This is a genomic window from Microcoleus sp. Z1_B2 (assembly GCF_036700325.1).
GTDB lineage: Bacteria > Cyanobacteriota > Cyanobacteriia > Cyanobacteriales > Microcoleaceae > Microcoleus.
In genome coordinates this window covers 49977-64539 of sequence record NZ_JAUBOQ010000015.1, presented here as the reverse complement: position 1 = coordinate 64539, position 14563 = coordinate 49977, and the positions used below count along the sequence as shown (strand labels likewise).

The 14563-nt window shown below is 46.4% G+C and carries 11 protein-coding genes; 6 read left to right on the top strand and 5 right to left on the bottom strand.

All coding sequences use genetic code 11. From position 1 onward, the window contains the following. Positions 1-80 precede the first annotated feature (80 nt). The 3 genes from cbiB to QT984_RS11090 form a co-directional block, all read right to left on the bottom strand. A complete protein-coding gene (gene cbiB / locus QT984_RS11100) occupies positions 81-1160 on the bottom strand; it encodes an adenosylcobinamide-phosphate synthase CbiB (RefSeq protein ID WP_333339952.1) in 1080 nt (359 codons plus the stop codon). 344 nt (positions 1161-1504) lie between these two features. Further along, entirely contained in the window at positions 1505-1906 is a 402-nt protein-coding gene (locus tag QT984_RS11095; RefSeq protein ID WP_333055028.1) for a GFA family protein, read from the bottom strand. A 37-nt stretch (positions 1907-1943) separates the two neighbouring features. After that, positions 1944-2387 (bottom strand): RrF2 family transcriptional regulator, encoded by a 444-nt coding sequence (locus QT984_RS11090; RefSeq protein WP_333055030.1) that lies wholly within the window; start codon positions 2385-2387, stop codon positions 1944-1946. 265 nt (positions 2388-2652) lie between these two features. Here QT984_RS11090 and QT984_RS11085 point away from each other — a divergent pair, with 265 nt between their 5' ends. From QT984_RS11085 to QT984_RS11075, 3 genes are all read left to right on the top strand, one after another. Further along, positions 2653-3042 (top strand): AbrB family transcriptional regulator, encoded by a 390-nt coding sequence (locus QT984_RS11085; RefSeq protein WP_015179394.1) that lies wholly within the window; start codon positions 2653-2655, stop codon positions 3040-3042. A 108-nt stretch (positions 3043-3150) separates the two neighbouring features. Continuing rightward, positions 3151-3375, top strand: coding sequence for a hypothetical protein (locus tag QT984_RS11080; protein ID WP_333055032.1), 225 nt, complete (start codon positions 3151-3153; stop codon positions 3373-3375). Positions 3376-3798: 423 nt separating this feature from the next. Next, a complete protein-coding gene (locus tag QT984_RS11075) occupies positions 3799-7383 on the top strand; it encodes a PAS domain S-box protein (RefSeq protein WP_333208805.1) in 3585 nt (1194 codons plus the stop codon). Positions 7384-7666: 283 nt separating this feature from the next. Here QT984_RS11075 and QT984_RS11070 read toward each other — a convergent pair whose 3' ends face one another. Continuing rightward, the gene (locus QT984_RS11070; protein WP_333208807.1) at positions 7667-8770 is read right to left on the bottom strand and encodes a site-2 protease family protein; all 1104 of its coding nucleotides are present in this window, start codon (positions 8768-8770) and stop codon (positions 7667-7669) included. A gap of 1269 nt (positions 8771-10039) precedes the next feature. Here QT984_RS11070 and ggt point away from each other — a divergent pair. From ggt to QT984_RS11055, 3 genes are all read left to right on the top strand, one after another. Continuing rightward, positions 10040-11767 (top strand): gamma-glutamyltransferase, encoded by a 1728-nt coding sequence (gene ggt, locus QT984_RS11065; protein ID WP_333055038.1) that lies wholly within the window; start codon positions 10040-10042, stop codon positions 11765-11767. A 527-nt stretch (positions 11768-12294) separates the two neighbouring features. Next, positions 12295-13176 (top strand): choice-of-anchor L family PEP-CTERM protein, encoded by an 882-nt coding sequence (locus tag QT984_RS11060; protein ID WP_333055039.1) that lies wholly within the window; start codon positions 12295-12297, stop codon positions 13174-13176. Positions 13177-13352: 176 nt separating this feature from the next. Further along, a complete protein-coding gene (locus QT984_RS11055) occupies positions 13353-13517 on the top strand; it encodes a hypothetical protein (protein ID WP_333374001.1) in 165 nt (54 codons plus the stop codon). A 167-nt stretch (positions 13518-13684) separates the two neighbouring features. Here the strand turns inward: QT984_RS11055 and QT984_RS11050 are convergent. Beyond that, positions 13685-14563, bottom strand: an 879-nt coding sequence (locus tag QT984_RS11050) for a pentapeptide repeat-containing protein (protein ID WP_333373999.1), incomplete at its 5' end; no start/stop codon positions are given.

Genomic DNA, 14563 nt, shown 5'->3' with positions numbered 1-14563 from the left:
GCGATTGCAATGCTTGGAGCGCGAACAATGACAGAAATACGTTATTTATGTCTCCTGGACTGTGCGGGTGAGGTCATCAGTTAGCGACTCAAACATAATAAGGTATAAAAAAGCAATGATAGTCCCAACCAAATCAGAAAGCAATACCGAGTTAATTGCAATGCTTGGCAAATTAGCGGCGCTGCGATCGGGTGAACCGGCTCGCCTAACAGCGCTTTGTGTTTGAGAACTCCGCGATAGGAATTAGTACCTCCTAGTTGCACTCCCAAGATGGCGGCGTAAACGCACTCGCTCCAACCGGAATTCGGGCTGGCATCTTTAACAGCATCTCTCTGACAAATTTGCCAAATGTAAATCGGTTTGCCCGATATAACGGCTAAAGTAATCACTGTTAGCCGGCAAGGAATCCACGTCAGCACGTCTTCTAGTTTGGCGCTAAACCATCCTAAATCAGTGTATGGCGCTTCTTTGTAGCCGATCGTAGAATCTAATGTGCTGGCTGCTTTGTAAGCGATCGCCAAGGGGACTATAGCACTCGCCCACATCGAGTTAGGATCGATCGGCGCACCGGTAACACTTAATAATAGATGTGGCAGAGCGAACCCAAGTAAGGCATAAAATAGCGGTGCTGTCACGCCATCGACTGCATTCTCTGTTACAGTTTCTAACAATGCTCGCAGAATTTCTGGCTCGGATAAGTTTTCGGTATCCCGGCCGACGTAAAGGCTCAACCTTTCTCGCGCCTTGACTAAATCTCCAACATTTAAAGGTGCTAGCACATCCTCTGCTGCCGCCCTCAAACTGCGACCTGCAAAACAGCTTGCCAGCAAAATGGTCTGTATGGCAATACCTAAAAGAGGATGCACCCAACTAGCAGCTTGGACGATCGACCAACTGACAGTATAACTGCCTACAATCAGCCCGATCGCTAGTATTGTACCAGCACCTCGCAGCAGCAGTTTGTGCTGATCGCCAGCGGGACTATCCCCGGCTTCAGGCATTTTGCCTGCGGGATTATTCCATATATTAAAGACAAGTCGAGTATAACGGTCGATCGCCCAACCCATCGCCTGCACGGGATGCGGCCAACCCCAAGGATCGCCGATCGAATAATCCAACACCGCAGCTAAAATTAAAACAGGAAATTCATCCGGCATCATTATATATTGTGTCAAACTTGATAGTCCGTCAATCCATTTTAGATTTTAGATTTTAGATTTTAGATTTTAGAATTGAAGAAAGCGACTCCACCGATCGATCCGGGGACTGGCGATGGGGAGCGAGGATCTTTTTTCTCGCTCCACGGATGAATCCGGGGGGCCGAACCATCTTCCTTCATTGTCACAGCAGGAGTTATCGCCCCAGAGAGCAGATTTTAACTCCTGCTACCCTTGCGGACTTTGATTTTTTGAGGGGCGATTTTATAGTAGAAGAAAGAAGGAAGAAGCAATAAAGGCAAGGGTTTGAGCAATTCAAAACCTCATCATCATCAGGCGTGGTTGCTCTAACTGCTGAGATTACTGTAGTCGCCCAGCAAGTGTACGTTCTCCTCCCAATTAACACCGTCAAACGGTAGAATCTCAAAGTGTTTGATGGCATCGTCGTCAAGACAGCGGACGTTGACATCGAAATGATCGGGATGCGATCGGGGGCGATAGAACGAGTGAATGCCGCAAATTCGGCAGAAAGTATGTTGAGCAGTTCCTGTATTAAATGTATAGGTTGTCAAAACATCTTCGCCACTGAGCAAGGTAAAACGTTCCGGCGGCACAATGAGATGCAAAAATCCCTTCTTTTGACAGATAGAGCAGTTGCAATCAGATGCTTCGTGTTTGTCAACGGCGACACGGAAGCGGACAGCACCGCAGTGACAGCCGCCAAAATAGGTAACAAGTGTTGCGTCCATGTGTGCAAGCTTGCGATCGAATGAATGAACTTACCATTTAAATGATAAAGCTAGTTTCTTCCCCAAGAGCCGCTTGCCAACTGCGGACATCATAGTATAAGTCTTCGAGGGAAATACTGTACAGCGCTTCGGCAAGTTTTTTGTGCAATCGGTTCCACAAACTGAATGTTACCCAGTCCTCTGCTTGCGTCGCGTCGGGAAAATGTCGAGGTAAAGGTTCAATAGTTTCACCTACAGCCTCTAAGATTTGTCCTAAAGAGATTTGAGCGGGCATACGGGCTAATTGATATCCACCTTGGGCACCCCGAACAGATTGGACTAAACCGGCTCGTCGCATTTCAATCAGCAATTTTTCTAGATAAGGAGCCGGTAACTCCTGTCGCTTCGCTATCGATTTCACCGATGTCGGGCCGAAGCGAGGTTGCAAACTTAGATCCAGTAATGCTTTGACACTGTAGTGTCCGCGTGTGGTTAACTTCATGGGATTTTAAGAGCGGGGCAAATATTCAGCTAGCTGATAGGTGATAGCTTATGCTACCGAGTTTAGAGATTGCTCGCACCTGCTGCTGCTACTCCTCAAGAAAGACTGCAGGTTGTTAAAAATATTTAGATAATAGTGGTTAACAATTGAGCCGATCGGTGTAATATAGTTTTACGACCAGCTATAAAGCTAAAGTTTCTTGGTCAAACCAAAAACCTACCGAGAAAAAATCCGTACACCAGTTGAATATTTCAGGACTCAGTAAATGGCTAAAAAGAAAAATATCGAACCCCTTGAAGGCGAAGATCTGATCAAAAAGGTCAAAGACCTAGAGAACCTTACCAAGGAAGAAAAAGCTAGAGCCTGTGGCTACTACACCGTTACTAAGAACGGCGTAGAACGGGTCAACATGATGAAATTCCTGAATGCGCTGATTGATGCAGAAGGCATTCAGCTAGACGGGAAGCAAAACGGCAATGGACGCGGCGGACGCTCTGCCAGCTATCGGATTAGCGTTCAATCTAACGGCAACTTACTGATTGGAGCTGCCTACACCAAACAGATGGAACTCCAGCCAGGAGATGAATTTGAAATCTCTCTGGGACGCAAGCACATTCACCTGCGCCAAATCGATCGCGAAGAAGAAGAATCCTAGGCTTTTACGACTTGCTTTGACTTCTTGCTTGAACAGGTTGGTTTGACTTCAAGCATTGACTGCGAGCAGAGAATTGGCTCTGAAATCTTTCTGCGAGCCTAAAACACTATGGCTTCTATAGATGGCAATGGCTCGACAAAAGCCACTGCCACCACTTTATATTTTGCGAGAATACCTATTCTCGCCCCTCGCTATATCCGTTTGGACAAGCGGGGGATTTTCCGCGTAGCTGTTGAAGAGAAGTTCGGCAACGGATTGTGTAGCGGATGTAACGGATGTAACGGATGGATGTTCGGCAACGGATTGTGTACGGGATTTAACGGATGTAATTGATGAACCGAAGAGGTTTGAAGGAAGAATTAGGTTTGGTTGAGCTCGGAAACTCACCAAAGCAAGAAAATGGCGGAGGTATTCTCAGCTAACAGTGCATCATAACCAGTGGAAAAAAAGAGTGCAACTGTAGCGAAGCTCGAAAGCACGAGCTCCCTCATCCATCCCTAATTATTTAATCTAAAATCTAAAATCTAAAATCTAAAATTGTATAAGTCTCGTGCTTGCTCCTGAGTTGTGTCTGTGTGGGAGGGGTTTTGAGGGGAAGGAAACACCTCGATCGCCCGTAAGTGAAATTACAGGCTGGAACAGTTAAAGTGTTAGGGAGCAATTAGTCACCAGCCTATGCCGTTGCCCCGATTCGCGAGCAAAACTTCTCAACACCAAATAAAAATCCCCCTGCGTCACCTTCTAGTGGCCTCTTTTGTGCTGCAAATCGTCGCAGCCGTTGGGATTGTCGGGTATCTGTCCTTTCGCAACGGAGACAAAGCAGTCGAAGAGCTCGCCGAGAAATTGATCGCGGAGACGGGAAAGAGAGTTGAAGAAAAGCTGATTTCTTTTCTCGAACCTACCCAGTGGGTAAATCAACTTAACGCCTCGGCGATCGAGCGCGGTGAATTAAACTTACAGTTAGAAAAGCCCCAGCCTCGGGGAGAGAAGTTCCTCTGGCAGCAAATGCGATCTTTTAAAAGCATTCAATGGATTTCCTTCGGTGCTGAAAAATCAGGAGAATATCTCGGCATTTGGCGCAACCCCACTGATCGCAGCTTGCAAATTGTCGCGGCGAACAAGTCTACCAACTTTCAGAACATATACTACGCTACAGACGGCAACGGCACTCGCACCGCTAAATTAAAGGCAGAACCCGGAACCTACGATGCCCGTCTCCGCCCCTGGTACAAAGAAGCTGTCGCAGCTAATAAACCGATTTGGACGAGTATTTATCGAGGTTTTACTCCTGGGACTGTTTTTATTGCTGCCAGCCAACCAATTCGCGATCGAAATGGTAAATTGCTGGGAGTTTGTGCCGTAGACTTTTCGCTCTCGGAGCTTCAGCAATATCTCCATCGCATCAAGCTTAGCAAAACGGGACAAATTTTCGCGATCGAACGATCGGGCTTGCTGATTGCCAGTTCAAGTCAAGAATCACCCTTTAGAAAGATGTCGGGAAACCCGCAACTGCAGCGGCTGAATGTTTTAGACAGCCAAACTCCTATCATTCGCACCGCAGCTAAATATTTGTACGAACACTTCGGGGGCTTTGGCGACATTAAGCAGCGGCAGCAATTGCAATTTAGCCGAGACGGGCAGGAATATTTTGTGGAAGTGCTGCCGTTTTCTGATGTTTACGGTTTGAACTGGCTGATTGCGATCGCAGTGCCCGAATCCGATTTCATGGGGCAAATTAACAAAAATACGCGCACTACAATTTTACTTTGTTGGGCGGCGCTACTGCTATCGACAATTGCTGGAGTGCTGACAGCTAGGTGGGTAACGCTGCCGCTGTTGCGGCTCAATGAAGCAGCTAAAGATATTGCCGCCAGAGAGTTCGATCGCGCTGTGGCTGTCAGTAGGCTTGAGGAAGTCGGCGAATTAGCCCAGTCTTTCAACGAGATGGCTGCTCAACTGAAAAAGTCTTTTCAAGCTTTGGCAGAAAGTGAAGAAAAATTTGCCCAACTGGTAGAAAATTTGCCTGTTGGAGTCTCGGCGATGACTCCGGGTGGCGCAGTTATTTTCATGAATTCGGCGGGTGAGCAGATATTGGGTAGGGGAGAAATGCCCGATGCTACCGCAACAGAGCTAGCAGAAGCTTATCAAACTTATATAACAGGAACCGATCAACTTTACCCGGCAGATCAAATGCCGTTTGCACGGGCGTTGAGTGGCTTCGAGGTGATTGCTGAAGATATGGATATTCGCCTGGATGGGAAAAATATTCGTTTGGAAGTGCGAGCGCTGCCGGTGTTTGACGGTGGGGGGAATATCCTTTATGTTCTTAATGTTTTTAAAGATATTACGGCTCGCAAACACGCAGAGCAAATATTGGCTGACTACAACCGTACCCTGGAAATTGAAGTAGTCGATCGCACGATCGAGCTAGCCTCGATCAATGCCCGCTTGCAGCTCGAAATTGAGGAGCGCCAGCAAGCTGAAAAAATTATCCGTCAAGAGCGCGACTTTAACTTAAAGATTATCGAAAATTCTCCGATTTTTTTTGTGGCGATCGACTCTGAGGGTAAAATCCTGCTGGCGAATAACTGTATGCTGGAAGCGGTGGGCTATACTGCCACAGAAGTTGCAGGCAAAGATTACTTAGCGACATTTGTACCCCCAAGCGATCGAGCCGGATTGCATTCGATTTTTACGGGCGTAACAGCGCGGGAGCAAACGGTTAACGAACATCGCATTCTCACTTCGGACGATCGGACTTTGTTAGTGGAGTGGCACGGCACACCGGTGCTCGACGAAGGTGGCAACCTGGATTTCTTGTTTGGATTTGGGATTGATATTGGCGATCGCAAACAAGCACAATTAGCCCTGCAAAAAAGCGAAGCTCTGTTTCACAAATTAGCGAACACTGTTCCGGGAGAACTTTACATATTCGTGCAGCATCCCGACGGATCAGTCAAGATGGAATATATCAGTCCTCGATGCCGAGAGATTCAAGAATTAGAGCCGGAGGAAATCCAGAACAACTCTGCTTTACTCTACGAACAAATGCACCCGGACGATCGATCCAGTCACTTCGAGGCAATTGTCAAAAGTGCCACTGATCTAGAACTATTTTCCCACGAGTGGCGGATTGTGACAGCATCGGGAAAACTCAAATGGCTGCAAGGTTATTCTCGACCAGAATTGCGCGAAAATGGAGATATTGTCTGGCACGGCATAATTATTGATACGAGCGATCGCAAACAAGCAGAACAAGAACTTCAACAAGCCAAAGAAGCCGCAGAAGCTGCCAACAAAACTAAAAGCCTCTTTCTCGCCAACATGAGCCACGAATTGCGAACCCCCCTCAACGCCATTCTCGGCTTCGCTCAATTAATGGAACCCAGCACTAATTTAACTTTGCCGGAAAAAGAAAATATCAAAATTATTCGCCGCAGCGGAGAACACCTGCTCCAAGTGATCAATCAAGTCTTAGACTTATCTAAAATAGAAGCTGGCCGCATGACACTCAACGCCAAAACTTTTGACTTGTACCGCTTGCTGGGGGACGTGAAAAATATGTTTCAAATTCCGGCAAAAAATAAAGGATTGCAATTAATTATTGACTGCTCTTCCGATGTTCCCCAATACGTGCAAACTGATGATGTTAAGTTGCGACAAGTGCTAATTAACTTATTAGATAATGCGGTTAAATTTACCCCTTCCGGTTCAGTTTCAGTTACTGTGGAGCCGAATAAAAAACAAATAATTAAGCCTATATTGAACGAAGCTTTTGATTTTGTGGAAACTCAAAAGACAGTCATTATTTCCTTTGCCATAGCAGATACAGGAGTTGGTATTTTCCCGGACAAATTAGAAAGCATATTTGAATTATTGGTGCAAACTGCATCTGAAAAAAAAGTTCAAACAGGTACGGGTTTAGGATTAAATATCAGCCGCGAGTTCATAAGATTAATGGGGGGCGACATTACCGTCGAGAGCGAAGTGGGACAAGGGACTGTCTTCAAGTTTGATATTCAAGTTGTTACCGCAACGGGTGCTGGTGAAGTCATCAATAAATATGTTGAAGTCAAGGATTTATCGCCGAGTTCAAGTATGGTACAAGAAAAAATATCTGATAGTGCTGCAATATTTACGCTGGACTCCAAGCCGAAAGTTTCCCCAGAATGGGCGAGAACTCTAAAACAGGCAGTCCGTGAGGCTGACTTCGATTTGATTGCCACAACTATTGAGGAAATCGGCAGCGATAATGATGTTTTTGCGGAAGTTCTGAGGAATCATCTATATAATTTTGATTATCAAAAAATACTAGATTTGATGGCTGAAATTGAGCGATAGGGGGCTGAGCTTTCGAGTGCGCCGAAGCCCACCTTATCTATAAAGTAGCTGTTCTGCATAGATGCTCCCCGAACAGTTATTTTAGCTGCTGCCACAAGAGTCATGAGATGGCATAAGGTGTTCGTTCAGACTCTCAATACACTATGATAATCATGTTTGATTTACTGCTAATAATTGAGTGGTTGACTTGACTTTTTTGAAGCTAAAGTTAACCCCCCCGATCGCCCTTTTGGTAAGGGTAAATCGAGGGGGTTAACTCTTATTTGTCAAGTATCTGAGGATATCAAGCAGGGTTCGCTTCGGCTCGTCTTTGTAACAGGCGGGCAATTTCAGCTTTTTCTACAAGTCCTACTAGGACACCGTTTTCGCGAATGACGGGGAGTTCTTGTACTTTGAGTTGTTCCAGAAGGGTGACGACTTCAAGGAGGGATAATTCTGGTTTGACTGTGGTGGAAAATTCGATCGGCTTCAGGAGTTCTTTGACTAAAACTTCGGGCCAGCGTCCGGTAGGAATGGTTTTGAGGTCATCAAGGTCGATCGCCCCTACCAATTGTCCGGCATCATCTGTTGCCAGGAACCTGCGCCAGGTTTGAGCGCTACCGATAACGTAGTTGTTGGCAAATTCTCTGAGGGACAAGTCTTGGGAGACGATCGGACTTTCGGGGGTAACAGCATCTGCGGCTGTCAGGCCTGCCAGTTGATTTTGGACTGTGGCATATTGGGCCGATTGACCGGCATTTTGCAGTAAGAACCAACCGATTACTAAATTCCAAATATTGCCGAACACGCCTGTAGCAATGGCAATCCAACCAATTATTTGACCGACGCGGCTAGCAAAAATTACACCTTTGTAAGGGTTGCCAGTAATTTTCCAGACAATTGCTTTGAGGATGTTGCCACCGTCGAGGGGCAAACCGGGAATTAAGTTAAATAAGGCTAGAACTAAGTTGATGGAAGCTAAAAGTCCCACGATGGCTGCTGCGGGGCCTGTGAGTCCAGCACCGATGCCTATGGCTGTTAACAAACCGGATAAAAATAAGCTAACCAACGGGCCTGCAATGGCTACCCAAAATGCTTCGGCTGGGGTTTTGGATTCTCTTTCTAAATTAGCCAGTCCGCCAAACAGAAATAGCGAAATCGATTTCACGCCAATTCCCTGTTTAATGGCTACCCAACTGTGTCCTAATTCGTGGGCTAAGACGGAAGCAAATAACAGTAACGCTGTGAATAATCCCAGCATCCAGGGCGCTACGGGGCCCAATGTGGGAAACAGGGCAGCTAATGCGCCGCCGTACTGCCAGGTTACTAAACCCAGAACTAAAAACCAAGATGCGTTGACAAAGAAGGGAATCCCAAACAGGTTGCCGACGCGAAATGTACCGTTCATAATGGCTACCTCTGATTTTACGAAGGAGAGGTTTTTCTCTCTGTCTCCTTATCGTAACGAAACGTAACGGCGATGTTAATGCTTCCATTAGGGTGTTATCCGTCTGTGGAGGTTCGGTTTGCGGAATCATCATTGGCAAATGCGGTTGAGTCCGCCTGGGGTTAAAAATCCCTGTCTGAAAGCGGAAGTCCTCGCTATGAGGGCTGATGAGGATATTTTCTTTTATTTTCTGTTTGAGTTTTGAGTCGGTTTTAACTCAATAAGCTGTGGAGCATTTAAACCACTAACGAGTTTGTATGGTGCGTCAGGAGTGAACACTTACGCTTACAAGGGAAACACTTCTGTACGCTGGGCACCCTACTATCGTCTTTTAAATGCCGAACAGCTTACGCTTGGGTTAAAACTGTTTATTCCGGGCGAGATCCTCCTCGCATCCCCCTTGCTAATCAGGGTGAATTAATTTTCGGAAAAATCAACTAAGCTGATTGGAGTAATTGCTGACGTTACCTGAAGGATTGAACTGGTTTATCTCGGCACTGAAAACCGAAAAGCAACTCACTGATATTTTCAAGTTGGTTAGCCATCAATCTTAAAGCGCAGGGGTTGAGTATTCGTACTACTCATCCGATCTTTCGGGAGCATCTTAATATTTGTAAAAACACTTCTTCTGGCTCCTTCCTTCTGACTTTTTCCTCCTGCCCCGCAGCAAGATGGCCTCAAAACTCTAATTTATAGCTAGTCTGCTTTCATTGAGATGCTCCCTTGTCACCCTCCGCGATCGCAGAGCGTTATTATAACTTGATGAGGGAAAAGATCCCAAATGGCTTCTATAAATTGTACTTGACCACGAATTTCTTCATGTGGTACCCGCCACGTGATTTATCCGTGGAATCAATCCAAAATCGAAAATCCTCAAGCCCCCGCATTTATCTGGCGCAAGTCAATTCTTTAATCTAAAATCTAAAATCTAAAATCTAAAATCGATTGACTTTAGGGGCAAGATATAAAGGAGCATCCTGTCAATAGCGGTTCTTGTGAACCCATTTGAGATATTTATGGCGATCGACAGACAACGGGCGATCGACTCGCACCCTCCAAGATGTCAAATGGGTTCTATACCAAATTAGATGAGCTTACCGGGCTTATTGTACCATATTCATTTGTTTAGATGGATGTGTTACTTTACTTGGAAATGGAAAAAGCCGTCGTAAAAGGACGGGGTTTTAAACCCAATCTTCTGATAAAAAACCCTCGCCTCACCCGTAAAAAATGTTGCAAAATTTATTGATTAAAGTACGAATTTATACTTGTTGCCTAACAGTCTTGGTGTTGGGTGGCTGCCAGCAACAGCTACAGCCAACCTTGCAGCAGCAGCGCAGCAAACAGGGGATGGCAGTTTCCGCTCACCCTCTGGCGAGCGCTGCGGGGCTGGCCCTGCTGCAACAGGGCGGTAATGCAGTGGATGCGGCGGCTGCTACTGCTTTGGCGATTTCGGTGGTGGAGCCTTTTTCGGCGGGTATCGGGGGCGGGGGTTTTTTGCTCCTGCGGCGGGCCGAAACGGGGACTGTGCAAGCGCTGGATTTCCGGGAACGAGCTCCGCAACGGGCAGCGCGGGATATGTACCTCGACAAGCAAGGGAAGGTGCGCCAAAGGGCAAGTCTGGACGGGCATTTGGCGGCGGGTATTCCGGGCACTGTTGCTGGACTTTATACGGTGCACCGCGAGTATGGTAAGTTGCCTTGGGCACAGGTGGTGGCGCCGGCGATCGCCCTGGCTGAAAAAGGCTTTCCGGTAAGTTCGCGGTTTACCACGGCTACCGGGCGACGACAGGAGGTGCTCAAAAAAAACCGGGCGGCGCGGGAGATTTTTACTCGTGGTGGCATTTTATACCAGCCGGGTGAGCTTTTGGTGCAGCGGGATTTGGCGCGGACTTTGCGGCAGATTGCACAAAATCCCCAGAGTTTTTATACCGGGGACATTGCGCGGGCGATCGCCGCCGACATGGCTAAAAATGGCGGCATTATCACTCTCGAAGATTTGAAAAACTATACGCCGATTTGGCGAAATCCGGTTTGTGGCAACTTTCGCAGTTACGAAATTTGCGCGATGTCGCCTCCTTCTTCCGGCGGCGTTCATTTGTTGCAAATCTTAAATATTCTGGGAGATACGGATCTCAAGAGGTTGGGAAGGCAAAGTCCAGATACTTTGCACTTGCTGGCGGAGAGTATGAGGATTGCTTATGCCGATCGGGCTGAGTATTTGGGCGACCCGGATTTTGTGAGTGTACCAGTCAAAGCTCTAACTAGCACCAATTATGCCAAATTGAGACGATCGCAAATCCAAATGTCAAAAGCCAGACCCTCCAGCGAGGTAAAAGCTGTTGACGCTGAAACTTTGAACCGTCTCCTGTGGGAGTCTCCCGAAACTACCCACCTCACGGTAGTTGACAAAGAGCGCAATGTGGTATCTTTGACGTTTACAGTGAATGGCGGTTTTGGGGCTGGAGTCGTGGCTGCAGGTACGGGAATTTTGCTCAACAACGAGATGGATGATTTTGCAGCGGCGCCAGGAGTGCCGAATTTGTTTGGTTTGGTGGGCGGGGAGGCAAATTCGATCGCCCCTGGGAAAACTCCTTTATCCAGCATGACGCCGGTCATCGTGACAGAAAATGGCAAATTTCGCCTCGCTGCGGGGGCTCCCGGAGGCAGCACGATTATTACTACGGTGTTGCAAATTGTGCTGAATGTGTTGGTTTACGACATGAATGTTGGTGAGGCTGTATCCGCACCGAGGATTCACCATCAGTGGCTGCCCGATCGCCTGATGGTGGAACGGGGAGGTTTTGAGGCTGCGACGCTTTCGGAGTTGCGGCGGCGGGGACACCAGATTGTCGAAGGTGATGGCTGGGGCAATGCCAATGCGATCGTCCTGACTGCGGATGGTTGGTTGGAAGGGGCTGCCGATCGGCGCGGCGAAGGAGAAGCAAGGGGATTTTAGTCAACAGTCAGTCGATTAGAGATTTTAGACTTCGACGCGCCGTCGAGTCGCACTCAGTCGAAGGATTTTAGATTTACTCCAGAGATCAATCTGGGATATTGAACTAGGGTCAAAAATTTTGATCTCTCTACGACAGGAATCGGGGGCTTGTATGGTTTTTTTGGGCGAGGTCATCTTTCATGAGTCATGAGTCCTTAGCTATTAGTCATCTTTCATGAGTCATGAGTCCTTAGCTATTAGTCATGAGTCATTTTGGAGAGTCCCAACGGTATCAAAACCAGGTTTTTTGGGTTGCCAGTGCGTAAGGGATAAAATTATTAGTCTGTGTACTTGTATTTTTGCCTCCGTATTTTTGCGCTGAGGTTTATAGGCTGACAAACTGCCAATAACTACAAAAAAAAATAACCACACAAAGCGTAAATCTACTTATATGTAAAGTTATTGTAAAGCTACTAGACATTAATAGTTATATAATGTAAAAATTAAGGTGTGCAGAGAATCAGGTTTGTATCTTTTAGGAAAAATTTATGATAATTACTCACAAAAATGCTGCCTTAACAGCTACATTAACTACTGCTCTGAGTTTGTTGGCAGCGCCAGCCATGGCATTTTCGGTAGGGGCAACGAATAACACTGAGACTTTGAAAAATAATTTATTGGGAGCTAATACAGTCGGCTTGAGTAATTTTTCTGTTTCAATTACGGGTAATTCTGCTGCTTTTGGTACTTTCACTAATGACCCCTTCGGTTTGACATCAGGTGTTGTTCTGAGCACTGGTAGAGTCACCGATATACCGGGTCAGAATCGGAAAGATAACTTCACGACAGAGGACAGCGATTTAAGCACGGATTTTGGTGCTAAGGGTGAACAAGGGGATACGACTCAGCTAAACCTCAGCTTTTTTGCTAATAGCACTGTTCAAAAGTTATTCTTTCAATATGTATTTGCTTCTGAGGAGTTTCCTGAGTTCGGCGGTTCTAATAAATATAATGACAATTTTGAACTGCTGCTGAACGGCACTAATTTGGCAAAATTGAGCGACGGAAAAACTGTTACGATTAATAATCTTGTTCCCGATCCATATAATCGCTCTAAAGATCACCCCGACTATATTGACAACCCAAGTTGGACAGGTATTGCTGCTAACATCGTTAAGCTCGACGGTTTTACTAAAGTTTTAGGTTTTGAGGGTTTGCTCAAGCAAAATCAGACGAATGTTCTCAGCATCCGCATTAAAGATGTGGGCGATGGCTATTTAGATTCTGCTGTATTTATTAAAGGCGGTTCTCTGGAGACGGTTCAACCTGAGCCGGTTCCCGAACCGATGACTGTGGGGGGTTTGATGGCGGGAGGCGCTATGCTGGCTGCTGGACGAAAGTTACGCAATCGCCGTGGTGGAAGTAATTAATAAGGGAAGGAAGTTCGGCAACGGATTATGTAACGGATGTAACGGATATAACGGATGTAAAGGATAGAAGGAAGAAGGAAGAAGGGAGAAGGAAGAAGGAAGAAGGAAGAAGGAAGAAGGAAAAAACAGAACAGGAACCATGTTGGCGGTTGCTGTAATATGAATCTCGATTAGCCGTGTTGGAGACAGAAAGGGGGTTTGATGAACGAACAAACCTCGTTGCAGTTGTTGAACCGGGTAAAAAAACTCGGTTTGTGCGATCGCGATCGCGTAATATCATGTCAAGTAATTTAAGCATTATGGGTACGCAGCGAGGAATGCAAGTCCTCATAGAATTCTGACGACGAACCGCCTCACTACGAACCAATTTTCTTGCGGTTGTTCTAGCGGACAGTATATAAGTTTTTATCCCAAATTCGCAAAGGGCGGATTTTTTTGTATTTGGAGTTGCAGCAAATATTGCGGGTAAAACCCGCGTCTACCACCACTGACTAAAAACTAAATATATTTAGCTATGAACAGTACCGTCGGGTAAGATTGTACCTGTTAATGTAGTCCGGGTAAGTTTGACCATAACTCGATCGCCGTAACCAATTTTCGCTCCTGTCAAGTCAGCACCGCTCAAGTCAGCACCGCTCAAATCGGCTCCGATTAAGTTGGTTTCTCTCAAGTTGGCATTGATCAAACAAGCTCCTAACAAATTAGCCCTGAACAAGTTAGCTTGGTGCAAATTCGCGCCTGTGAGATTGACGTTGTGTAGAAAAGCATCACTTAAGTCGGCTTCACTCAGGTTTGCATTGCTCAAGTTTCTCCCTGAAAAATCCTTTTCTTTTAAGGAAGCTCCTTTGAAGTTGGAACCGCTCAAATCGGGAGCTTGGGGCCCCGCTTGGCGGTAAGACTGAGATGGCGGGGGCTGCGATTGGTAGCGGGAGGCCTCTGAATAGGGCCCTGCAGGGTTTCCCCCATAGTTTCCCGCATAATTTCCAGGATATTTCCCTGAAGAGGGTTCAGAAGAGTAGCGGGGTTCTTTTGGGGTGGCTGGTGGTGGCTGAGTGTTTTGCTGCTGGGTGTTTGGATACTGAGTATTTCTGTACTGAGTGTTTTGGTACTGAGTATTGGGTTGCTGAGCGTTTTGGTACTGAGTGTTTTGTTGCTGAGTGTTTCTGTACTGAGTATTTTGTTGCTGGGTAGTTTGTTGCTGAGTATTTCTGTACTGAGTATTTTGTTGCTGGGTAGTTTGTTGCTGAGTGTTTCTGTACTGAGCGTTTTGTTGCTGGGTAGTTTGTTGCTGAGTATTTCTGTACTGAGCGTTTTGTTGCTGGGTAGTTTGTTGCTGAGTGTTTCTGTACTGAGCGTTTTGTTGCTGGGTAGTTTGTTGCTGAGTATT